At 70.8% G+C, this 22,596-nt stretch carries 20 protein-coding genes; 12 read left to right on the top strand and 8 right to left on the bottom strand.

Annotation, left to right across the window (positions count from 1 at the left end; all coding sequences use genetic code 11):
- Positions 1-11: 11 nt before the first annotated feature.
- The 6 genes from ACIPY8_RS02590 to ACIPY8_RS02615 all read left to right on the top strand — a co-directional run bounded on the left by ACIPY8_RS02590 (position 12) and on the right by ACIPY8_RS02615 (position 5,450).
- On the top strand, positions 12-227 hold the full coding sequence (locus ACIPY8_RS02590) for a DUF2945 domain-containing protein (RefSeq protein ID WP_400814631.1): 216 nt from the start codon (positions 12-14) through the stop codon (positions 225-227).
- Between the two features lie 67 nt (positions 228-294).
- Positions 295-918, top strand: coding sequence for a PadR family transcriptional regulator (locus ACIPY8_RS02595; RefSeq protein WP_400814633.1), 624 nt, complete (start codon positions 295-297; stop codon positions 916-918).
- Positions 915-2,477, top strand: coding sequence for an MFS transporter (locus tag ACIPY8_RS02600; RefSeq protein WP_400814635.1), 1,563 nt, complete (start codon positions 915-917; stop codon positions 2,475-2,477). The genes ACIPY8_RS02595 and ACIPY8_RS02600 overlap by 4 nt, the downstream gene beginning before the upstream one ends.
- A gap of 148 nt (positions 2,478-2,625) precedes the next feature.
- The gene (locus ACIPY8_RS02605; protein ID WP_400814637.1) at positions 2,626-3,180 is read left to right on the top strand and encodes a GNAT family N-acetyltransferase; all 555 of its coding nucleotides are present in this window, start codon (positions 2,626-2,628) and stop codon (positions 3,178-3,180) included.
- 117 nt (positions 3,181-3,297) lie between these two features.
- Positions 3,298-4,725: an amino acid ABC transporter substrate-binding protein/permease gene (locus ACIPY8_RS02610; protein WP_400817626.1), complete on the top strand. Its 1,428-nt coding sequence runs from the start codon at positions 3,298-3,300 to the stop codon at positions 4,723-4,725.
- Entirely contained in the window at positions 4,722-5,450 is a 729-nt protein-coding gene (locus ACIPY8_RS02615; protein WP_400814639.1) for an amino acid ABC transporter ATP-binding protein, read from the top strand. Before ACIPY8_RS02610 ends, ACIPY8_RS02615 begins: the two co-directional genes overlap by 4 nt.
- Before the next feature lie 197 nt (positions 5,451-5,647).
- On the opposite strand, the gene ACIPY8_RS02620 is transcribed toward ACIPY8_RS02615, so the two are convergent.
- From ACIPY8_RS02620 to ACIPY8_RS02635, 4 genes are all read right to left on the bottom strand, one after another.
- On the bottom strand, positions 5,648-6,958 hold the full coding sequence (locus tag ACIPY8_RS02620) for an MFS transporter (RefSeq protein ID WP_400814642.1): 1,311 nt from the start codon (positions 6,956-6,958) through the stop codon (positions 5,648-5,650).
- The gene (locus ACIPY8_RS02625) at positions 6,955-7,422 is read right to left on the bottom strand and encodes a winged helix-turn-helix transcriptional regulator (RefSeq protein ID WP_400814644.1); all 468 of its coding nucleotides are present in this window, start codon (positions 7,420-7,422) and stop codon (positions 6,955-6,957) included. Before ACIPY8_RS02625 ends, ACIPY8_RS02620 begins: the two co-directional genes overlap by 4 nt.
- Positions 7,423-7,552: 130 nt before the next feature.
- Positions 7,553-8,830: a phosphoribosylamine--glycine ligase gene (gene purD, locus ACIPY8_RS02630; RefSeq protein WP_400814646.1), complete on the bottom strand. Its 1,278-nt coding sequence runs from the start codon at positions 8,828-8,830 to the stop codon at positions 7,553-7,555.
- A 138-nt stretch (positions 8,831-8,968) separates the two neighbouring features.
- The gene (locus tag ACIPY8_RS02635) at positions 8,969-9,649 is read right to left on the bottom strand and encodes an NUDIX hydrolase (protein ID WP_400814649.1); all 681 of its coding nucleotides are present in this window, start codon (positions 9,647-9,649) and stop codon (positions 8,969-8,971) included.
- Positions 9,650-9,798: 149 nt separating this feature from the next.
- Here ACIPY8_RS02635 and ACIPY8_RS02640 point away from each other — a divergent pair, with 149 nt between their 5' ends.
- The gene (locus ACIPY8_RS02640) at positions 9,799-10,170 is read left to right on the top strand and encodes a sterol carrier family protein (protein WP_400814651.1); all 372 of its coding nucleotides are present in this window, start codon (positions 9,799-9,801) and stop codon (positions 10,168-10,170) included.
- A 16-nt stretch (positions 10,171-10,186) separates the two neighbouring features.
- On the opposite strand, the gene ACIPY8_RS02645 is transcribed toward ACIPY8_RS02640, so the two are convergent.
- Genes ACIPY8_RS02645 through ACIPY8_RS02655 form a run of 3 tightly spaced genes read right to left on the bottom strand, consistent with a single transcriptional unit; the run spans position 10,187 to position 13,166 of the window.
- Positions 10,187-10,975, bottom strand: coding sequence for a heme ABC transporter ATP-binding protein (locus tag ACIPY8_RS02645; RefSeq protein WP_400814654.1), 789 nt, complete (start codon positions 10,973-10,975; stop codon positions 10,187-10,189).
- A complete protein-coding gene (locus ACIPY8_RS02650) occupies positions 10,972-12,045 on the bottom strand; it encodes a FecCD family ABC transporter permease (protein ID WP_400814656.1) in 1,074 nt (357 codons plus the stop codon). The genes ACIPY8_RS02645 and ACIPY8_RS02650 overlap by 4 nt, the downstream gene beginning before the upstream one ends.
- A complete protein-coding gene (locus ACIPY8_RS02655; protein ID WP_400814658.1) occupies positions 12,042-13,166 on the bottom strand; it encodes a hemin ABC transporter substrate-binding protein in 1,125 nt (374 codons plus the stop codon). The genes ACIPY8_RS02650 and ACIPY8_RS02655 overlap by 4 nt, the downstream gene beginning before the upstream one ends.
- Positions 13,167-13,326: 160 nt before the next feature.
- On the opposite strand from ACIPY8_RS02655, the gene ACIPY8_RS02660 reads away from it, so the two are divergent.
- Both ACIPY8_RS02660 and ACIPY8_RS02665 read left to right on the top strand, forming a co-directional pair.
- The gene (locus ACIPY8_RS02660; RefSeq protein ID WP_400814660.1) at positions 13,327-17,520 is read left to right on the top strand and encodes an HtaA domain-containing protein; all 4,194 of its coding nucleotides are present in this window, start codon (positions 13,327-13,329) and stop codon (positions 17,518-17,520) included.
- Between the two features lie 123 nt (positions 17,521-17,643).
- Positions 17,644-17,958: a potassium transporter Trk gene (locus ACIPY8_RS02665; protein WP_400814662.1), complete on the top strand. Its 315-nt coding sequence runs from the start codon at positions 17,644-17,646 to the stop codon at positions 17,956-17,958.
- A gap of 27 nt (positions 17,959-17,985) precedes the next feature.
- Here the strand turns inward: ACIPY8_RS02665 and ACIPY8_RS02670 are convergent, their stop codons facing one another.
- Complete coding sequence (locus tag ACIPY8_RS02670) at positions 17,986-18,612, bottom strand: zinc-binding alcohol dehydrogenase (protein ID WP_400814664.1); 627 nt, start codon at positions 18,610-18,612, stop codon at positions 17,986-17,988.
- Between the two features lie 62 nt (positions 18,613-18,674).
- Between ACIPY8_RS02670 and purM the strand changes: the two genes are divergently transcribed.
- From purM to ACIPY8_RS02685, 3 genes are read left to right on the top strand one after another with little or no spacing between them, the layout of a single operon-like run.
- The gene (gene purM, locus ACIPY8_RS02675; RefSeq protein ID WP_400814666.1) at positions 18,675-19,814 is read left to right on the top strand and encodes a phosphoribosylformylglycinamidine cyclo-ligase; all 1,140 of its coding nucleotides are present in this window, start codon (positions 18,675-18,677) and stop codon (positions 19,812-19,814) included.
- A 6-nt stretch (positions 19,815-19,820) separates the two neighbouring features.
- Positions 19,821-21,293 (top strand): amidophosphoribosyltransferase, encoded by a 1,473-nt coding sequence (gene purF / locus ACIPY8_RS02680; RefSeq protein ID WP_400814669.1) that lies wholly within the window; start codon positions 19,821-19,823, stop codon positions 21,291-21,293.
- Complete coding sequence (locus ACIPY8_RS02685; RefSeq protein WP_400814671.1) at positions 21,290-22,591, top strand: MFS transporter; 1,302 nt, start codon at positions 21,290-21,292, stop codon at positions 22,589-22,591. Before purF ends, ACIPY8_RS02685 begins: the two co-directional genes overlap by 4 nt.
- Positions 22,592-22,596 lie beyond the last annotated feature (5 nt).

The following is a 22,596-nucleotide window of genomic DNA, read 5'->3' on the forward strand; positions in this document are numbered from 1 at the left end:
GCGGAGGACTCATGACGAAGGATCTGTCGACGGGCGACCGGGTGAGCTGGAACACCTCACAGGGCCGGACCCGCGGGACCGTGCAGCAGAAGAAGACCTCGGACTTCGAGTTCGCGGGTCAGCACTTCACGGCATCCGCCGACGAACCGGCGTACATCGTGAAGTCGGAGAAGAGCGGCGACGAGGCGGCGCACAAGGGGTCAGCGCTGCGTCGCCTGGAGAGCTGATCCCGGCTTGTCCCGACCGCCCGACAGGCGTATAGTCCACATGGACTAATCGGGATGGAGTAGGGCTGTGAAGAAGCCGATCGACACGCTGACGCCCATGGGGGTGATGGTGCTCGCGCTGCTGCGCGAGGCCGACATGCACCCCTATGAGATGGTGCGTCTCCTGCGCGCCCGGCACGACGACCGCCTGCTCGCGATCACGAACGGCACGCTCTACCACACGGTCGCGCGCCTGCAGCGGAGCGGCCTGATCGACGAGATCGGCATCGACCGCGACGGCAACCGACCCGAGCGCACGACGTACACGCTGACGGATGCCGGACGCGACACCGTCATCGCCTGGGTTCGTCGCGAGCTCCCCCGCGTCGACAGCGAGACCGACTTCCGCATCGCCCTCGCCGAGTCCCACAACCTCGAACGAGACGACGTGCTGGCGCTGCTCCAGGAGCGCCGCATCGCCCTCGTCGAGACCCACGACATGCATCGGCACGGCCTCGCCAAGGCTCGTGCCAAGGGCGTCCCCGCCCAGGTGCTCGTCGAGATCGAACGCGAGGAGGTGCTGCTCGAGGCCGAACTGCGGTGGCTCGACACGCTCCTCGCTCGACTCGACGGCGACGACCTCCCCTGGGGTCCGTCCGCCTTCACCGATTCAGACCGCTACCTCGCTCAGCGAAAGGCTGCACAGCAATGACCGACTCCCGCCAGACGACAGGGCCCGACACGGGCACCTTCGCCGCCGGACACCGCCCCGCGAGCCCCTGGCCTGCCCTCTGGGCGCTCGTCATCGGCTTCTTCATGATCCTCGTCGACACGACGATCGTCTCGGTCGCGAACCCCGCGATCAAGGCCGCCCTCGACCCGAACACCAACAACCTCGACAACGTCGTGTGGGTCACGAGCGCCTACCTGCTCACCTATGCCGTGCCGCTGCTCATCACGGGCCGCCTCGGTGACCGCTTCGGCCCGAAGAACATCTACCTGATCGGCCTCGCGATCTTCACGCTCGCGTCGCTCTGGTGCGGTCTGTCGGGAACGCTCGAGGGGCTCATCGCTGCGCGCGCCGTGCAGGGCCTCGGCGCCGCGTTCATGACGCCGCAGACCATGGCCGTCATCACCCGGACCTTCCCGCCCAACCGCCGCGGAGCCGCCATGGGTCTCTGGGGCGCCACAGCCGGTGTCGCCACTCTCGTCGGTCCGCTGCTCGGCGGCGTGCTCGTCGACGGCCTCGGCTGGGAGTGGATCTTCTTCGTCAACCTCCCGGTCGGCGTGATCGCCTTCGTCGCCGCATGGATCCTCGTGCCCAAGCTCCAGACGCATCCGCACCGCTTCGACATCCTCGGCGTCGTGCTCAGCGCCGCAGCCATCTTCCTCGTGGTGTTCGGCCTGCAGGAGGGCGAGAAGTACGACTGGGGCGTGATCTGGGGCCCGATCTCCGTGTGGGGCCTCATCATCGCCGGCATCGTCGTGATGGGCCTCTTCATCCTGCAGCAGTGGAAGACGAGGAGCGAGGCGCTCGTGCCGCTTGACCTCTTCCGCGACCGCAACTTCTCCGGAGCCAACATCGCGATCGCGACGGTCGGCTTCGCCGTGACGAGCATGTCGCTGCCGCTCATGTTCTTCCTGCAGATCGCCCGGGGCCTCACACCCACGCAGGCGGCGCTGCTGATGATCCCCATGGCGGTGTTCTCGGGCGTGCTCGCACCCGTGGCCGGTCGGATCCTCGACCGCACCGACCCGCGGTTCATCCTCATCCCCGGGCTCGTCATCTTCGGGGCGGCGCTCGTCTGGTACTCGTCGCTCGTGCGCGTGGACACCGAGATCTGGATGTTCCTCTTCCCGTCGGCGCTGCTCGGCATCGGCAGCGCGGGTATGTGGGGACCCCTCGCGACGACCGCGACGCGTCGCCTGCCGATGCGTCAGGCCGGTGCGGGCGCGGGCATCTACAACACCACCCGGACGATCGGATCGGTGATCGGGTCGGCCGCGATCGCGACGTTCATGCAGGCGCGGCTCGAGGCCAACCTGCCCGGCGTGAGCGACTCGGCGGGCTCGATCAGCGCGGGCGGCACGCTGCCGCCCCAGGTCGCCGAGGGCTTCTCGAACGCCATGGCGCAGGCGATCCTCCTGCCGGCCAGTGTGATCGTGATCGGTCTGATCGCCGCGTTCTTCCTGCGCGGTGCGCCGAAGACGGAGGATGCCGGTGCGCCCGAGGCGTCCGCCCCGGTGACCGATCCGGCGCCGGCCGCCTGACGCGTTCGTCTCGCTTCGCTCGCTCGACGACCGGGAAGAGTGCCGCCAGGTCGTCGAGCGAGGAGCGGAGCGACGAGACGCAACGAAACGCGATGAGTCCGTCCCGGCCGGCTTGGCGCAGCGGAACCGGGTGTGGTTGCATCGGGCGATGACCGTCGAGCTCGTCCGCCCCACGCCCGCCCTGTTCGACTCCTGGGCTGCGGCCGTCGCCGAGTTCGGCGAGGCACACATAGACGGCTCCGGTCTGCAGGCGCCTGTCACGCCCGATCGTGCCACCCTCGACGAGCTGATCGCGAAGTCCGAACTGCTGGCGGACACCTCGGCCGAACTCCCCGCCGACTCCGTGCACAACGACCTGTACTGGATCGTCGACGAGGGCGAGGTCGTCGGCTTCGTCTCGTTCCGGCACGAGCTCAACGACTGGCTGCGCGAGGTCGGCGGCCACATCGGGTACTCGGTGCGCGCCTCGCGGCGTCGTCAGGGGTATGCGTCGGCGGGCCTCGCGCTCGCCCTGGACCGCGCCCGCGAACTCGGCCTCGACCGGGTGCTCGTCACCTGCGACGACGACAACGCGGGGTCGTATCGCACGATCGAGGGGGCCGGCGGCGTGCTGCAGGATGTCCGTGATCAGTCGGAGCGCGGGCACGCGATGCTCCGTCGCTACTGGATCGACGTCGCGGACCCCGGAACGCACTCCAAGTAGGGTGGAACCTCGGCGGCAGTCCGTTCGCCCCTTCCGATCCGAGGAGCATCCGTCGTGATCCCGAAATCCACCTCCGCGACCGCGCGCCTGCGCCGGCTCGGCCGCACGGCCGGCGCGATGGCGCTGACGGCGTTCGTCGCGGTCGGCGCGCTGCTGGGCGGCGCGACCGCCGCCACGGCCGACACCACCGGCGAGACCTACGTCATCGGCACCGACACCACGTTCGCGCCGTTCGAGTTCACCTCGCCCGAGGGCGACCTCGTCGGCATCGACATGGACCTGCTCCGCGCGATCGCGAAGGACCAGGGCTTCGAGGTCGAGATCCGCCAGCTCGGTTTCGACGCCGCCGTGCAGGCGCTGCAGGCCAACCAGGTCGACGCGGTGATGGCCGGCATGTCGATCACCGACGAGCGCAAGCAGACCTTCGACTTCAGCGACCCGTACTTCACCAGCGGCATCCAGCTCGGTGTGCTCGACTCCAGTGACATCCAGTCGCTCGACGACCTCGACGGCAAGGCTGTGGCGGTCAAGACCGGCACGCAGGGTCAGACCTTCGCCGAGGAGAACCAGGACGAGTACGGCTTCCGCATCACGCCGTACCAGGACACCACCGACATGGTGGACGCCGTGAAGGCCGGCCAGGCCGTCGGCTACTTCGAGGATTTCCCGGTGCTCGCGTACGGCATCCAGCAGGGATCGGGCTTCCGTCTCGTGGGTGAGCCGGAACTCGGCGGCGAGTACGGCTTCGCGGTCAACAAGGGGATGAACCCCGAGCTCATCGAGATGTTCAACGCGGGGCTGAAGAACCTGCAGGACTCGGGCGAGTACGACGAGATCGTCGACACCTACCTCGCCTCCGGCGACGACGGCGAGGGCGGCTCCACGCAGGCCACCGACATCTTCTCGGTCGCGGTCAAGTACTGGCCCGCGCTCATGCAGGGGCTGTGGCTCACGATCCTCGCGACGCTGGTCGCGATCGTGGCGGCCTTCATCCTCGGCCTCGTGTTCGGCTTCGGACGGATCTCGCGCATCGCGCCGTTCCGCTGGATCGCCACCGCGTACGTCTTCGTCTTCCGCGGCACCCCGATCCTCGTGCAGGCGTTCTTCGTGTTCTTCGCCGTGCCGCAGCTGTTCCCCGGCCTCACGTTCGACCCGTTCGTGGCCGGTGCCATCACGCTCTCGCTCAACACGGGTGCGTACATGACCGAGATCATCCGCGGCGGCATCCAGGCCGTCGACCCCGGTCAGAACGAGGCCTCGCGCTCGCTGGGTCTCGGCCATTGGAAGACCATGCGCAAGGTCGTGCTGCCGCAGGCCTTCCGCATCATGATCCCGTCGTTCGTCAACCAGGGCATCATCACCCTCAAGGACACGTCGCTGATCAGCGTCATCGGCCTCGCGGAGCTCACGTTCCAGTCGCGGCAGATCATCGCCTCGACCTACCTGTCGGCCCAGGTGCTGACGATCGTCGCGATCATCTACTTCGTCGTGATCACGCTGCTCACGCTGCTGGCCAACCGCCTGGAGAGGAAGTTCAACGCATGAGCAAGATCGAGGTCAAAGACCTGCACAAGTCGTTCGGCGACAACCAGGTGCTCAAGGGCATCGATCTCGCGGTCGAGGACGGCGAGGTCGTCGCGGTCATCGGGCCGTCGGGCTCGGGGAAGTCGACCCTGTTGCGCTGCCTCAACAAGCTCGAGGAGCCCACCTCCGGCCACGTCGTGATCGACGGCGTCGACCTCACCGACAAGAGCGTCAAGCTCGACGACGTCCGTCAGCGCATCGGGATGGTGTTCCAGCACTTCAACCTGTTCCCGCACATGACGGTGCTCGAGAACATCACGCTCGCCCCGATCGAGACCGGCAAGCTGTCGAAGGCGGAGGCGCGCGAGCGCGCGCTGTCGCTTCTCGACCGGGTGGGCCTCGCCGAGAAGGCCGACGCGAAGCCGGCATCCCTCTCCGGCGGTCAGAAGCAGCGCGTCGCGATCGCCCGTGCGCTCGCGATGGACCCCGAGATCATGCTGTTCGACGAGGCCACGAGCGCGCTCGACCCGGAGATGGTCGGCGAGGTGCTGCAGGTCATCCGCGACCTCGCCTCCGGCGGCATGACGATGGTGCTCGTGACGCACGAGATGGGCTTCGCGCGCGAGGTCTCCGGGCGCACGGTGTTCATGGACGGCGGCATCGTCGTCGAGTCCGCGCCGCCCGCCGAGCTGTTCGGCGCCCCCAAGAACGAGCGCCTGAAGGACTTCCTGTCCAAGGTGCTCTGAGCCCCGGCATCCGGTCGTCCGACGCCCCCGTGCACGCTCTCGTGCGCGGGGGCTTCGTGCATCCCTTTCGGGCGATGGGCACAGCTTCGGAGATGGCGGCCGACACGCCGGGGGGAGGGGGCGGATGCCGGCGTGTCGCCTGTGACCTCCGAATCTGTGCCCGGGGTCAGGGTGCCCGGGGCGAGAGGGGGCAGGGGTCAGGGGGTCGGGACCGGCGAGGAGTGGCGGCGGATCGTCGCGCTCACGACGGCGGCGACCGCGCACAGACCGGCCGCGGCGAACCACGCGATCGTGTACTGGCCGGTGTGGTCGCGCACGAGCCCGGCGAGCACCGAGGCGATGCCCGCACCGACCTGATGCGCGGCGAACACCCATCCGAACACGAGCGGGCCGCGGTCGCCGAACACCTCGCGGCACAGGGCGATCGTCGGGGGCACGGTGGCCACCCAATCGAGGCCGTAGATCACGATGAACACGACGATGCTCGGCTGCACCTCGGCCGACAGCAGGCTCGGCAGGAACAGCAGGCTCAAGCCGCGGAGGGCGTAGTACGCGGCGAGCAGGATGCGCGGGTTCACCCGGTCGGTGAGCCAGCCCGAGAACACCGTGCCCGCGATGTCGAAGATCCCGACGACGGCGAGGAGTCCTGCGGCGGTGGTCGTCGGCATCCCGTGGTCGTGCGCGCTGGGGATGAAGTGCGTGCCGATCAGGCCGTTGGTCGTGGCGCCGCAGATCGCGAACCCGATCGCGAGCGCCCAGAACGTCTTGGTGCGGGCGGCGTCGCGCAGCGTCGTGAGGGCGAGGCGGGCGGCGCCCCAGGCGTTGCCGCGCGGACGCGGTGGCGGCGGCGAGGTGGGTGCCGCCTCGCCGAATCGTCCGACGCCGAGGTCGCTCGGGCGGTTCCGAAGGAAGATCCACACGAGCGGCACGACGGCGAGCGCGCCGCCGGCGATGATGAGGGATGCTCCGCGCCAGCCGATCTGCTCGGCCGAGGTCGCGATCACCGGGAGGAAGATCAGCTGACCGGTCGCGCTGCCGGCGGTGAGGACGCCGGAGACGAGGCCGCGTCGGGTCGCGAACCACGTGTCGGTGATGGTCGCCGCGAACACGAGAGCCATCGAGCCCGTGCCGAGGCCGATGAGCACGCCCCAGGTGAGGATGAGCTGCGCGGGCGTCGCCACGAAGACGCTCAGCGCGGAGCCCGCGCCGATCACGAACAGGGCCGTGACGGTCACCGCGCGGATGCCGAAGCGCTGCATGAGCGCGGCGGCGAACGGCGCGGTGAGCCCGAACAGCAGCAGGTTGACGGTGACCGCGAGGGAGAGCTCGGCGGTGGTCCAGCCGAACTCGTCCTGCAGCGGCAGCATCAGCACACCGGGCGCCGCACGGAAGCCGGCGGCGCCGATCAGCGCGATCAGGGCGACGAGCGCGACGATCCACGCGGGGTGGAGTCGCCGCCGCGGCGTCGCAGGGGCACCGGTGGGCTCCTCGACGGACTCGGCGGTCACGCGCGTGCTCCCGTGAGCAGGGCGAAGGGCTCGCCGCCCAGGCTGCGGCGCGCCCACCGGGTGGAGTCGGCGTCGAGCGGGGCGTCGCAGGTCGTGCACCAGTCGGCGGATGCCGCGTCCTCGCCGCACCGCGCACACGAGACGGTGAGTCCCCAGGGTCCGTCGGGGTCGGTCACCCGGGAGAAGCGTGCGAACGCGTGCAGGATCGGGAGGGTCTCACGCCCGGCATCCGTGAGGGTGTAGCCGCGCTCGTCGCCGCGCGTGACGAGTCCGGCGTCGGACATCGCGGTGAGGCGTCGGGAGAGCACGGAGTCGGCCGCGCCCGTGGCGTCGCGCAGCTCGTCGAAGCGCGTGCGCCCGGAGAACAATTCGCGCAGGATCAGCAGGACCCACGGGTCGGCGAGCACATCGGCGGAGCGGGCGATCGGACACGTGGCGGTCGACCAGTCGGAGCGGAGCGGCATCCTCTGACTTTCTTGAAGAAAGTGCCGGAAGTCAAGCGCGAGCGCGGAGGATGGCAGGAATCTCGGATGATTCGGCAGGAATCATCCGAGATTCGCGCCGGTCTCCGAGAAAGGAGGCTGGCCGGGCGGGCTACTGCGCGACGCGCGCCGCGATGTCGCTGCGGTGGTGAGACCCCTCGAGGCGGATGCGGCCGATCGCGTCGTACGCACGCTCGCGCGCGGTGCGGAAGTCGGATGCCGTCGCCACGACGTTCAGCACGCGGCCTCCGGTCGCGACCAGCGACCCGCCCGGGGCATCGGGGCTCGCGGTCGCGGCGTGCACGAGACGCACGCCCTCGACGCTCGCGGCTTCGTCCAGGCCCTCGATCGGGCGACCGGTCTGCGGCGCCTCAGGGTAGCCCTCGCTCGCGACGACGACCGTGATCGCGACGTCGTCGGAGAACTGCGGCTCCGGCTGGTCCTCGAGCGTGCCCGAGGCCGCGGCGAGCAGCAGCTCCGACAGCGGCGTCACGAGACGCGGGAGCACGACCTGCGTCTCGGGGTCGCCGAAGCGGGCGTTGAACTCGATCACGCGCACGCCGGCGGGCGTCAGGATGAGGCCCGCGTAGAGCAGGCCGATGAACGGGGTGCCCTCGCCGTCGAGCTGACGGATCACCGGCAGGGCCACGTCGCGGGTGACCTCCTCGACGAACGCCTGCGCGCTGCCGAACTGCTCGGCGAGCCAGGGGAGGGGCGAGTACGCGCCCATACCGCCGGTGTTGGGGCCCTCGTCGCCGTCGAGCGCGCGCTTGAAGTCCTGCGCCGGGCTCAACGCGCGCACGGTATCGCCGTCGCTGAGGAAGAACAACGAGACCTCGGGGCCGGAGAGGAACTCCTCGATCAGGACGGGTCCCGACGGGAGGTACTGCTCGGCGTGCGCGAGGGCGTCGGCACGGTCCGACGTCACGATGACGCCCTTGCCGGCGGCGAGCCCGTCGGCCTTCACGACGTGCGGGGCGCCGAGCTCGTCGAACGCGGCCTCGACCTCGGCGGTCGTCGTCGCGCGCACCGCGCGCCCGGTCGGCACGCCGGCGGCATCCATGATCCGCTTCGCGAACGACTTCGATCCCTCGAGCTGCGCCGCGGCCTTCCCCGGACCGAACACCGGGATGCCGCGCTCGCGCAGCACGTCGGCGACGCCCGCGACGAGCGGGGCCTCGGGGCCGATGACGACGAGGTCGATCGCGTGCTCGTTCGCGAACGCGGTGACGGCGGCGCCGTCGAGGGGATCGACCGAGACGGGGGTCGCATCCTGCGCGATGCCGGCGTTACCCGGGGCCACGAAGACCTCGTGCTCCGTCTGCTCGGCCCGCAGGGCGAGGATGATCGCGTGCTCACGGGCACCGGAACCGAGGACGAGGATCTTCACGCCTCCAGCCTATCGAGGCGCGCGTTCGCGTTTCGGCGCGGTGCGGCGGCGCTCGCGGGGGCTCCGGTCGCACTTCGTGCCGGTGCGATGGCGCTCGGGCGGCGCGAACTGCGACCGGAAGGCACGGACAGCGGCGGGTCAGACCTCGACGGGGCGCTCGACGCCGCGGTCCCACTCCTGGGTCCAACCCGTCGCGTCGAACAGGGCGTCGAGCACCATGGCGGTGAAACCCCACACGATCGTGCCGTCGACGTCGAACGCCGGTCCGCGCCAGGTGCGGCCCATCCGGTGGATCGTCGAGGTGAATCGGATGCTCGGATCCAGCAGCTGTGCGACGGGCACGCGGAACACCTCGACCGTCTCGGCGTGGTCGACGGCGGCGACGCGTGACGGGGAGCGCCACCATGCCAGCACGGGTGTCACGACGTGGTTGCTCGCGGCGAGGGGCAACTCGCCGAGCGTCGCGAGAACCTCGACGCCTGCCGGGTCCAGGCCGGTCTCCTCCTCCGCCTCGCGGAGTGCGGTCGCCACGGCGTCGGCATCCTGCTCCTCGCGCCGACCGCCGGGGAACGACACCTGCCCCGGATGGGACGAGAGCGTCGCGGCCCGGCGCTGCAGCAGCACGTCGAGGTCGGCCGCGACGGTCAGGTCGTCGGTCTGCGCCGGGACGCTGTCGAGCCGTCCGAACAGCACGAGCACGGATGCCGGATGCGCGAGGCCGTCGTTCGGCGGGAGCGCCGGCGCCCAGGCATCCGAACTGCGCGCAGCCGCGAGCAGTTCGGCTCGTGCGCCGTGCAGAGTCTCGGGATCCTGGCTCATCGAGTCGAGCCTATGCCCGCTGTGGGCGGTCGGGGCCGGCGGTTCGGTCGGAGGAACGCATCCGCGTCGCACGAATACACGCAGTTCGTGCGACGCGAGCGCGATTCTGCGACGAGAAGGATGCGGCGCCGCGGCGTACCCTGGATCGCATGCCCTCCCGCAGGATCGACATCATCGACGGACGCGCCGCGCTCGACGCCGTGCGCGCCGCCGAGGCCGCGGGGGAGAAGCCGGCGCGCACCGATCTGGCGACCGCCGTGCGGTATCTGCTGCAGCTCCTCGACGAGAAGGCACCGGGCAACAGCGTCGAGGTGCGGGTCCCGCCGTTCGGCGCGGTGCAGGTGATCCAGGGTCCGCGGCACACGCGCGGCACGCCGCCGAACGTCGTCGAGATGGATGCCGCGACGTGGATCGCCGTCGCGACCGGCGAGCAGCAGTGGACGGATGCCGCGAGCGCCGGCCGCATCCACGCCTCCGGCACCCGTGCCGACCTCATCGGCGTGCTGCCGCTGCGCCCCTGAGTTCTCGGAGGGCAGCTCAGCGCCGCGCGACGACCAGCGGCACGCCCGTGACGGGGTGCGGGAAGACGCCGACGGCCTGTCCGTAGACGTCTTCGATCCGCGCGGCGGTCAGAACGTCAGCCGGCGTCCCGGTCGCGGCGACGCGCCCCTCCGCGAGCAGGGTCACCCGGTCGGCGTGTGCGAGGGCCGCGTTGAGGTCGTGCAGCACGATCGCGACGGCGATCCCGGCATCCGCCTGCGCGCGGATCAGACGCATGACGTCCTCGTGGTGCTTGAGGTCGAGCGCCGCGGTGGGTTCGTCGAGCAGCAGGATGCCGGTGCTCTGCGCGATCACACGGGCGAGCGCGACACGGGCGCGCTCGCCGCCGGAGAGCGACGTCACCGGGCGTGCACGGAGGGGGAGGACCTCTGTCGCCGCCATCGCCGAGGCCACGATCTCGTCGTCGTCGGCCGACGCCTCCGTGCGGGACCAGGGCGCGCGCCCCATGCGCACGACCTGCTCGGCGCTGAACGGGAACGACACGGCGTTCTCCTGGAGCAGCACGGCGCGGGCGCGGGCGAGGTCGGCCGCACGGATGCCGTCGAGCGGTGCCCCGTCGAGCGCGACCTCCCCCGCGGCAGCGGCGATGTCGCCCGCGAGCACTCCGAACAGCGTCGACTTGCCGGCACCGTTCGGACCGACCAGCGCGTGGATCTCGCCTGCCCTGATCTCGATCGACGCGTCGTCGAGGATCGCGCGGTCGCCGCCCAGCCGCACGGTGACGCCGGTCGCGGCGAGGCGCACCGAGGGGTGTGCCGCGGTCATGCCCAGCCTCCCGAGCGTCTGCGCGTGCGCACGAGCAGCCACAGGAAGAACGGCCCGCCGACGAGCGAGGTGATCATGCCGATCGGCAGGTCGGCGAGCGGCACGGCGGTGCGGGCGACGAGGTCGGCGACGGCGATGAGCAGCGCGCCGCCGAGGGCGGAGGAGATGACGAGGGGAAGGTGCGCCGGTCCGATCAGCATGCGCATCAGATGCGGCACGACCAGACCGGCGAAGCCGATGATGCCCGCGAAGGCGACCGCCGCGCAGACGAGGATCGCGACCGTGACGATCACGACCATGCGCAGCGCCTCGACGCGGACGCCCAGGTGACGCGCTGTGCGCTCGCCGAGGGCGAAGAGGTCGAGCTGCGGCGAGACGATCAGCGCCACGACGATGCCGATCGCGACCAGCGGCGCCACGAGCGCGGCGTTCGACCACAGGGCGCCGTTGAGCGACCCGAGCTGCCAGAACACGATCTGCTCGCGCGTCGACGTCGTGCCGAGGAATGTCAGGAACGCCATGCCCGCGCCGGCGATGGCGTTGATGGCGATGCCGGTGAGCAGCAGCGTCACGACCTCGGTGCGTCCGCCCGACCGGCTGATGAAGTACACGGCGAGCACGGCCGCGAGACCGCCGAGGAACGCGAACGCAGGAGTCGTCCACATGCCGAACGACGCGAGGCCCAGGGTGATGCTCGCGGCCGCCCCGAGCGCCGCGCCGGACGAGACGCCCACCACGCCGGCATCCGCCAGGGGGTTGCCGAAGATCGCCTGCATCAGCACCCCGGATACCGCGAGGGAGGCGCCCACGAGCAGTCCGAGGACGAGGCGCGGGAGGCGCAGGTTGTAGATCACGCCGTACTCGCTCGTGCCGCTGGGCGCCCAGGCCGTGTCGATGCCGACGCCCTTGAGCAGCACGCCGATCAGGTCTGTGGGCGACAGGGAGTACTGGCCGCTCGAGATCGACAGGACCGTCGTGGCGACGAGGGCGATCACGAGGCCGACGACGACGAGGGTGAAGCGCAGCGCGCGGTGCGTCGCGGGCGTGCGGGTGACGACCTCGCCGCTCACTTCGCGGGCTCGGCTGCTGCAGGAGTGGGGGCGTACAGTGCCCGGGCGATCGCATCGATGACCTCGGCCGAGCGCGGACCGAAGCTGAGGATCTCGCTGTCCGCCATGTCGATCACCCGATGGTTCGCACCGGCGGGCGTCTCCGCGAGCGCAGGGATCCGCTCGATCAGCCCGTCGATGCCCCCGACCGATTCGAGGCCGTCGGTCATCATGACGAGCACGTCGGGCTGCGCGGCGACGAGCGCCTCGGCGGTCATCGGCTTCATCCCCACCCAGCCGATCTCGCCCGCGACGTCGACGCCGCCGACCGCGTGGATCAGGGAGTCCGCTCCGGAGTCCTCGCCGAAGATGTAGTAGATGTTCGCGTTGCCGCGGACGTAGAGGAACAGCATCCGGGCCCGGTCGTCGGCGTCGGCGGGCACGACCTCGGCGATCTCGGCGAGGGAGGCCTCGAGGTCGGCGTCCAGGCGTTCGATGAGCGCGGCTCCGCGGGTGGGCACGCCGAGAGCGGTCGCGATCTCGGTCACGAGCTCGTCGGTCGTGTCGAGACGACGATCGCTCGAGATCACGACGACGGTGATGCCGGCATCGCGCAGCTGCTGTCGCACCTCCTTGGGGCCGATCGTGGTGTCGGTGAGGATCACGGTGGGTGCGAGCTCGAGGATCGCCTCGGCGTTGAGCGTGTGGCCGGTCTTGGTGACGACCGGGAGGTCCTCGGTGCCGGCGAACTGCGTGGAGGAGTCCCGTCCGACGACCTGGTCGCCGAGTCCCAGCGCGAAGACGGTCGAGGCGATCGTGCCGGAGATGTCGATGGGGAGGATGCGGTCGACGTCGGCGACCTCGATCTCACGGCCCTCGCTGTCGGTCACCGTGACGGGGAGCTCGGGGGCGGTGTCGTCGCTCACGGGCTCGATCGTGTGGCTCGACAGGCAGGCCGTGGATCCGCCGGTCGCGGTCCGCACGTCGTCGACGAGATCGAGGGATGCGAGAGGAGCGGATGCCTGGGGGCAGGTGTCCGGAGTCGTCGAGTCCTGGGGAGCGGCGCCGGCTCCCGGGTCGGCGCATGCCGAGAGGCCGACGACGAGGGCAGCGGCGAGCAGAAGGGCGGAAACGCGACGCATTAGGCAAGGCTAGCCTAAAACTTGACGCGCTCTTCGCCGCGCCTCTATTCTCGGGAATGGAGCCAGCTTAGCTAAGCCTAACCAACAATCACCCTTCGCCCGACTGCATTGCGGCACCGCTGGCGCGTGCCCGATTCGCGCGCCCGGAGCCTGGAGAACCGTGAATCACACAGCCATAGCATCCTGGGGGAGCAGACGCCTGCGCGTCGCGATCGCCGCCCTCCTCTCCTTCCTCCTGATCGCGGCCGGTGCCGTGATCGTGCCGCCGGCGCACGCGGCCGGCGGGACGGTCACCGCGACTGCCACCGCCGCCGATGCCTCGGGCCTCACGATCCAGGTCGATGCCGCGGGCCTGCCCGACGTCGCATTCGCCTACGCCGCCCTCATCGTCAAGGGCACCGAGGGCGGCCTCTCCGGCCAGGGCAGCGGCTACCTCGCCTTCAACGCCTTCACGCCGGTCTCGGGTGGGGCTGCGTCGTTCACGATGACGGCCCCCGCGGCGTCCCTCGATCGAACGACGACCTACGAGGTCTACATGTGGCAGCAGCACTCGGCGCCCACGGTCGACAACTTCTACGGTCGCGGCGATGTCGTCGTCTCCGCGCAGCAGTGGGATGCCGTGTTCCCGCCCGACCCCGGCACCGACCCGGGCACCGACCCCGGCACGGACCCGGGCGCCGACCCCGGAACGGACCCGGGCACCGACCCCGGAACAGACCCGGGCACCGACCCCGGCACCGATCCCGGCACGACGCCGGAGCCGACGACGCCGTCGATCCAGGTGTTCCTGTCCGACGGCACGACGCCCGCCGGAACGACCGCTCTCAAGGCGGGCGACACGGTCGTCGTGAAGGGCTCGGGCTACGACCCGACCGCGAACGTCGGCGGTCGCGGTGTGCCGATCCCGAACACGCTGCCGCAGGGCACGTACGTGGTGTTCGGCAACTTCGCGGCGACCTGGCAGCCCTCGACGGGCGCGGCCGGCTCGACGCGCTCCGTCGGCGCGCAGCAGTGGGCTCTCGCCGAGTCCGTCCTGAACCAGGTGCCGACGCAGTACCAGTCGATCATCCGCTCGCAGTGGGTCGACATCGCGGCCGACGGCACGTTCACGGCGACCCTGGCCCTCAAGGACACGGCCGCCACGCCCGGTTCCTACGGCGTGTACACGTACGGCGCGGGCGGTGTCGCCAACGCCGCACAGGAGCAGAGCGTCGCCCTGAACTACGCGGCGACGCCGAAGATCACGGCCACGGCGGCCCTCGCCGCGGGCGCACCCGGAATCACCACGAAGGTCACGGGTTCCGCCTTCGGCAGTGCACCCGGCGTGTACGCCGCGGTCATCGAGACGGGTACCGAGGCGAACGTCACCGCGAGCGGCGGCTACGCGGCCATGCAGTACGTCCGCTCGATCACGGGCGGCGCGTTCACGGTCGACCTCACGGCGCCGGCGGCGTCGCTCGACCGCACCAAGGGCTACGAGGTGCTCGTCTGGACGCAGCACACGCTCCCGACCGCGCAGACGATCCTCGCGCGCACCCCGATCGCGATCAGCGACACCCTGTGGGACGCGATCCAGCCCGCACCGGCCGAACCTGCGATCGAGGTGTTCCTGTCCGACGGGACGACGCCCGCCGGAACGACCGCTCTCAAGGCGGGCGACACGGTCGTCGTGAAGGGCTCGGGCTACGACCCGACCGCGAACGTCGGCGGTCGCGGTGTGCCGATCCCGAACACGCTGCCCCAGGGCACGTACGTGGTGTTCGGCAACTTCGCGGCGACCTGGCAGCCCTCGACGGGCGCGGCCGGCTCGACGCGCTCCGTCGGCGCGCAGCAGTGGGCTCTCGCCGAGTCCGTCCTGAACCAGGTGCCGACGCAGTACCAGTCGATCATCCGCTCGCAGTGGGTCGACATCGCCGCCGACGGCACGTTCACGGCGCGCCTGACCCTGAAGGACGCCACGGCAACGCCCGGTACCTACGGCGTGTACACGTACGGCGCGGGCGGCGTGGTCAATGCGGCGCAGGAGCGCAGCGTCCCGCTGAACTACGGCAACGCCCCGGTCGTGACCGCGAGCGTCGCGTCGGCGACCGCGCAGGACGGCCTCACCGTCACGGCATCCGCGTCGAAGCTCGGCGACATCGCGGGAGCCTACGTCGCCCTCATCGAGGCCGGCACCGAGGCGGACGTCACGTCGGGCGGCGGTTTCGCGGCCATGCAGTACGTCCGTCCGATCACCGGGGGCGCACTCAGCGTGGACCTCACGGCTGCGGCGACGCTGCTCGACCGCACGAAGTCGTACGAGGTCATCGTGTGGCAGCAGCACACGCTCCCGACCGCGGCCACGATCTACGGACGCAGCACGGTCGCGATCTCGTCCGCGCACTGGGATGCGCTGTTCCCCGCGCCCGCCCCCTCGGTCACCGCGACGGTCACGACGGCCACCGCGAAGGACGGCCTGGGGCTGACCGCCTCGGCGTCGAACCTCGGCGACATCACGGGCGCGTACGCGGCGCTGATCGAGAAGGGCACCGAGTCCGAGGTCACCGGCGACGGCGGCTTCCTCGACATGGAGTTCGTGCGCACGGTGTCCGACGGCGCCTTCCGCGTCGACTTCACGGCTGCGGCATCCGCCCTCGACCGCACGAAGACCTACGAGGTCATCGTGTGGAAGCAGCACACGATGCCGAGCGCCGGCACGATCTACGCCCGCAGCACGGTGGCCGTCACGGCCGAGCAGTGGAACCGGATCTTCGGACCGACGACGGTGCCGCCGACCACGCCGCCCACGACTCCGGGAGTCGTGGTGCCCGGTGGCTCGCTGCGCTGGGGGATCTCCACGTCGTTCACGAACTACGTCACGGGTCCGATCGCCAAGGGCGCGATCGACGTCTCGGGCGGAGCGACGCGCGCCGACGGACGGTTCCAGTTCGGTCAGATGGCCGGAGGCGACTACAGCACGGCCTCGGGTCTCGGCAGCGTGATCTACCGCGGCTCGGTGCGCTTCACCGGCCACGGCGGCGTGCTCGACGTCACGGTCTCGAACCCTCAGGTCACGGTGACCTCGGCGGGTGCGGCGACGCTGTTCGTCACGCACGGCGGCGCCTCGGTGGCGTTCGCGACGCTCGACCTGTCGCGCGCCGTCGTCACGACCGCCAACGGAGCTGTCACGTACTCCGGTGCTCCGGCATCGCTCACGGCCGCCGGTCGCGACCGCGTGCTCGCCGGCTTCTCGACGACGCTCGACCCCGTCACGTTCACGATCGGCTCGGTCTCGGCCGCGCCGGCGGGCACGACGGGAACCGTCGCGGCCGCCGCCGTGAAGGCCAAGACGACCCTCCCGGCGGCCCCGCCGGCGACGACCGGGATCCAGATCGACGAGACGAACCTCGCCGCGCTGCAGTCCGGGCAGTCGGCCAGCTTCTCGGCATCCGGCTTCCAGGCGAACGAGGCGGACATCAAGGTCGTCGTGTACTCGACCCCCGTGCTGCTCGGCACCGTGACCGCGGATGCGGACGGCGTCGCGACCTGGAGCGGCGCGCTTCCCGCGACGCTCGAGGACGGTGCCCACACGGTCACTCTGCAGGGTTCGGTGTCGCGCGGTCTGGAGTTCACGCTCGACCGCGCCACCACCGCGGCGCTCGGCCAGTGCACGGTCGAGGGCGCCACCCTGCAGTGGGGCTTCAAGGAGTCGTTCCGCACGTACATCGAGGGCATCGCCGCGGGCGGATGGACGCTCGACGGCGTCGAGTACCGCTACCCGGACTACGTCTGGGAGAACGGTGCGGGCTCGTTCGACGACGAGACGCTGACCGGTCTCGTGACCTTCGGGGGCAGCATCGCCTTCACCGGCCACGGCGGAGCACTGAACACGACGGTCGCGAACGCGCGTCTCGAGCTCGCCGGCGACACGGGATACCTCGTGTTCGACGTGCTCGGCATCACGCAGGACGGTGAGAGCATCGACCAGCAGGGCGTGCGGTTCGCGGAGTTCTCGCTCGCGGACGCCTCCGTCGTCGACGGGATGCTGTCGCTCGACGCACTGCCCTCGACGCTCACGGAGGCCGGCGCCGCCGCGTTCGGGACCTATGCCGCGGGTGAGCAGCTCGACCCGGTGACGGCGCGTATCCCGGTCGCGACCGAGTGCGGTGTCGCCGCCGACGAGGAGGAGACGCCCGCCGAGGCGAACGCCGCGACGACCGCCGTAACCGCTGTCGCCGACGTCGACGGCGCTCCGGTGTGGCCCTGGATCGTGGGCGGCCTCGTCGTCGTCGCACTCGCCGCCGGTGGAGGCGTGCTCCTGGTGCGCCGCAACCGGGCGAAGGCCGAGGGGGCCGAGGTCACGACCGAGGTCTGACCCCGCAGGACGGCACCGCCCTCCCCGCAGCGGACGCGGGGAGGGCGGTGCTCTGCGTCCGCGGTCGTTCCGTCGTCCGCAGACCCGGCAGCGGCGCACGGACAACGGTGGGACAATGGAGTCATGTCCTCCCACGATTCCTCCCAGACGGTCGAGGCGACCGTCCGCCGCGTGCCGCGCTACGGCGTGTTCATGGGCATCGGCGTCGTGCTCGGCATCATCGTCGCCGGCATCCTCACGCTGGTGGGCAGCTACGAGCCGTCCGACGCGGTCAACGTCGTCTACCCTCCCGGCCAGGTGTTCGGATTCCTGCTGCTGTGGACCGTGCCGATCGGCCTCGCACTGGGCGGTGTCGTCGCTCTGATCATCGAGCGCCTCGCACGTCGACACGACCGCGTCGTGCGCGTCGAGCACGAGACGATCATCGAGAGCGACTGAGCTCCGACCGCCCACGCCCTGCCGGGCTCAGGCCAGTTCGGCGATGATCGGCCGGATCGCCGCGTCGAAAGACACCACATCGCGCCGCAGCCCGTCGGTGACCGCGACCGTGAGCGCCCCGATCCACCAGATCCCCCGTTGCGAGAACGGCAGCACCTGCACGTTGAGCTCGAACGAGTGCGCACGGCGTCCGATGTCGCGCTCGAACTCCGCGATCGCGCTCGCGTACGCGCGGTACGCCTCGCCGTCGGTCGTTCCCGCGCGGTTGCCCATCGAGCTGCGGATCGACGAGACGTAGCGGTCGTGCGCGACCCGGGCGAAATGCAACGCCGACGGGGCGTGCGGCGTGATCGCGTCGGCCAGCTGCTCGGCGCCGGAGGCGGGGAGGGCGACGAGCGTGTCGAAGCCGTCGACGAGTTCGAGCGGCACCCCGGAGTGGTGGGCGCGCGGCTCGACGGTCATGTCCCAGTAGTCGCGCCACTGCTTCTCGAGGGCCGGCGTCGCCTCGGCCGCGTCGGGAGCCCTGACCGGCAGATCGCGCAGTGAGGGCAGGTCCTGCGGTGCGCGGATGCCGAGGGACTGCCGCAGCGCGAGCGCCACGAGCACGGGGACGCTCGCGTCCTCGCGGATCAGCCACTGCGGCTTGTCGGCCATGGCCCCATCGTAGGAGATGCCGCGCGGGGATCGGAGGGCGTCGCGGGCGGTAGGCTGGTCGGGTGGCTGCCTCCCCCACCAACCCCTATTCCGAAGCCGGCGTCGACACCGCAGCAGGTGATCTCGCTGTCGAGCTCATGAAGTCGTCCGTGCGCGCGACCCACGGCCCCGAGGTGCTCGGCGGCGTCGGCGGATTCGCCGGCCTGTTCGACGCCAGCGCGCTGCGCGACTTCCGGCGTCCGCTCCTCGCGACCAGCACCGACGGCGTCGGCACCAAGGTCGCGATCGCGCAGGCGATCGACAAGCACGACACGATCGGCCAGGACCTCGTCGGCATGGTCGTCGACGACATCGTCGTGGTGGGTGCGAAGCCGCTCTTCATGACCGACTACATCGCGTGCGGCAAGGTCGTGCCGCAGCGCATCGCCGACATCGTGCGCGGCATCGCCGAGGCGTGCTCCGCGACCGGCACCGCGCTGGTCGGCGGCGAGACCGCCGAGCATCCCGGCCTGCTCGGGCCCCGCGACTACGACGTCGCGGGTGCGGCGACCGGCGTGGTCGAGGCCGATGCGATCCTCGGAGCGGAGCGGGTGCAGGACGGTGACGCCGTGCTCGCCGTCGCCTCCAGCGGCCTCCACTCCAACGGCTACTCCCTCGTGCGCCACATCGTCACGAACGCCGGCATCGGCTACGGCGACAATGCGGCCGACTTCGGCACCACGTGGGGTGAGGCGCTGCTCGAACCCACCCGTCTGTACACGCTGCCCCTGCTGCGCCTGATCTCGGCGCTCGACGGCGGCGTCCACTCGCTCAGCCATGTCACGGGCGGCGGCATCGCCGCGAACCTCGCCCGTGTGCTGCCGCAGGGCAGCTGGGCCGAGGTCGACCGCAGCACCTGGTCGCCCAGCCCGGTCTTCCGTGTGCTCAGCGACATCGCCGGATCGACGCTCGAGTCGGCCGAAGGCACCTGGAACCTCGGGATCGGGTTCCTCGCGATCGTCTCGGCCGACAAGAAGGATGCGGCGATCACGGCCCTCGAGGCCGAGGGCATGCCCGCGTGGCAGGTCGGCACCGTGGGCTTCGGCCCGCGCCCGGCGGGCGAGTTCGAGCAGGGCGCCAAGGGCGTCGATGGCGGAGCGGTGCGCCTGGTCGGCGCGTACGCGGACAGCGCCGGCGGCCACGACAGAGAGCGGACGAAGTAACAACCCATGTGCGGCATCGTCGGAATGGTCGGCACCGGTCCGGTCAATCAGGACATCTACGACGCTCTCCTCCTGCTGCAGCACCGCGGTCAGGACGCGACGGGCATCGCCACGGCTGAGGTCAACGGCGTCATGCACAACGCGAAGGCGCAGGGCATGGTGCGCGAGGCGTTCCGCACCCGCGACATGCGCGGGCTGCTCGGCAACGTCGGCCTCGGCCACGTGCGCTACGCGACCAAGGGCACCGCGTCGAGCGAGGAGGAGATGCAGCCGTTCTACGTGAACGCGCCCTACGGCATCATCCTCATCCACAACGGCAACCTCACGAACACGCGGGAGCTCACGGCCGAGATGGCCCAGCGCGACCGCCGCCACCTGAACTCCTCGAGCGACACCGAGCTGCTCCTGAACGTCCTCGCGGGCGAGCTGCAGAACACCACCTCGACGGTCGACCTCGAACCCGAGCGCATCTTCGAGGCCGTCGCGCGCACGCACGAGCGCATCGAGGGCGCGTACGCCGTGATCGCCGTGATCGCGGGCTACGGTCTGCTCGCGTTCCGCGACCCCTTCGGCATCCGTCCCCTCATCCTCGGACGTCGTCCGTCGACCGTGCCCGGGGCCGAGGGAAGGGACGAGTGGGTCGTCGCGAGCGAGTCGCTCGTGCTCGAGAACGCCGACTACGAGGTCGTCCGCGAGGTCGAGCCCGGCGAGGCCGTGTTCATCACGAACGACGGCGAGCTGCACACGAAGCAGTGCGCGACCGACCCGACGCTCGCGCCCTGCGCGTTCGAGTACGTCTACCTCGCGCGTCCCGACTCGGTCATGAACGGCATCTCGGTGTACGAGTCGCGGCTGCGCATGGGCGAGCGCCTCGCCGACACGATCGCGAAGCATGTGCCGATGGACAAGATCGACGTCGTGATGCCGATCCCCGACTCCGCGCGCCCCGCCGCGATGGAGGTCGCCCGCAAGCTCGGCATCGAGTACCGCGAGGGGTTCTACAAGAACCGCTACGTCGGCCGCACCTTCATCATGCCGGGGCAGGCCGTGCGCAAGAAGAGCGTGCGCCAGAAGCTCAACGCCATGTCGACCGAGTTCCAGGGCAAGAACGTGCTGCTGATCGACGACTCGATCGTGCGCGGCACCACCTCGAAGCAGATCATCCAGATGGCGCGTGACGCCGGTGCCACCTCGGTGACGTTCGCGTCCGCCGCGCCGCCGGTCCGGCATCCGCACGTCTACGGCATCAACATGCCCTCGCGTCACGAGCTCGTCGCCCACGGGCGCACGATCCCCGAGATCGCGGCGGAGCTGGGCTGCGACCACCTGGTCTACCAGGAGATCGACGACCTGAAGGCGGCGATCACGGAGGGCTCCGCGCTCTCCGAGCTCGACATGAGCTGCTTCGACGGCCGGTACGTGACCGGCACGGTCTCCGACGAGTACCTCGCGTGGGTGGAGGGGTCGCAGACCTCGTGACCGGGGGTGCGCAGCCGCTCTGGCGGGGGCGTGCCCTCGCGCTGATCGGCATCGTGCTGGTCGCCTTCTCGCTGCGGTCCGCGGTGGCGTCGCTCTCGCCGGTGATCGACCACGTCGCCGAGGACTTCCCCGTGTCGTCGGTCGTCGCCGGCCTCATCGGCGCCGCGCCTCCGGTGTGCTTCGCCGTGTTCGGACTGCTGACACCGCTCGTCGAGCGTCGGTTCGGGCTCGAGCGCGTCGCCGTCGCCGCGATCGCCCTCATCGCGGCCGGTCTGCTGCTGCGGGGGTTCGCGGTGGATTCGACGTCGCTGCTCGCCGCGACGGTCGTCGTGTTCGCGGGTGTCGGCTCGGGCAACGTCCTCCTCCCGCCGCTCGTCAAGAAGTACTTCCCCGACCGGCTCGGCGTCATGATGACCGTCTACTCGACCACCATGGCCGTTTCGACGTTCGTCCCGCCGCTCGTCGCCGTGCCCGTGGCCGACTCCGCCGGATGGCGCGTCTCGCTGGGACTGTGGGGGGTGTTCGCGGCGATCGCGCTCGTGCCGTGGATCGTCATGCTCGTGACCGACCGCACCACGGGGCCGGTGCTCGCTCCGCCGATCGTGAAGCCGTCGATCGAGGCGCTCGAGAATCCGGACCCCGCCACCGTGTCGACGGGACCGATCGTGACCCGGCCGGCGAACCCGCGGGTCTTCGGACGGCTGTGGCGGCTGCCCATGGCGTGGTCGGTCGCTCTGGTGTTCGGCACCTCGTCGACGCTCGCATACGTGTCATTCGCCTGGCTGCCCGCGATCCTCATCGAGGTGGGTGGCGTCAGTCCGGCCGACGCCGGACTGCTGCTGTCGCTGTTCGGCCTCATGGGCCTGCCGTGCTCGCTGATCGTGCCGTTGCTCATCGTGCGGTTCCACGCGACACGACCGGTCTTCTTCGTCGGGATCGTCTCCGGGCTCGCAGGGCTCGCGGGGCTCCTGTTCGCGCCGACCGTGGCGCTGCCGCTGTGGGTGGTGCTGTTCGGGATCGGGCCGATCCTGTTCCCGCTCAGCCTCGTGCTGCTCAGCATCCGCGCCCGGACGCCCGAGAGCGCGGTGGCCCTCAGCGGCTTCGCGCAGAGCATCGGCTACGCGGTGGCGGCGGCCTTCCCTCTGCTGATCGGCCTGTTGCACGAGACGACCGGCGGATGGCAGGTGCCGTTGTGGCTGCTCGTCGGCATCCTCGTCGCCGCGATCCCCGCCGGGTGGGTCGCCGGGCGCCGTCGCACGATCGAAGAGGACTGGGAGCGCCGGTACGGCCGCTGGTGACCGCG

The organism is Microbacterium sp. NPDC089696, assembly GCF_044749125.1.
Classification (GTDB): domain Bacteria; phylum Actinomycetota; class Actinomycetes; order Actinomycetales; family Microbacteriaceae; genus Microbacterium.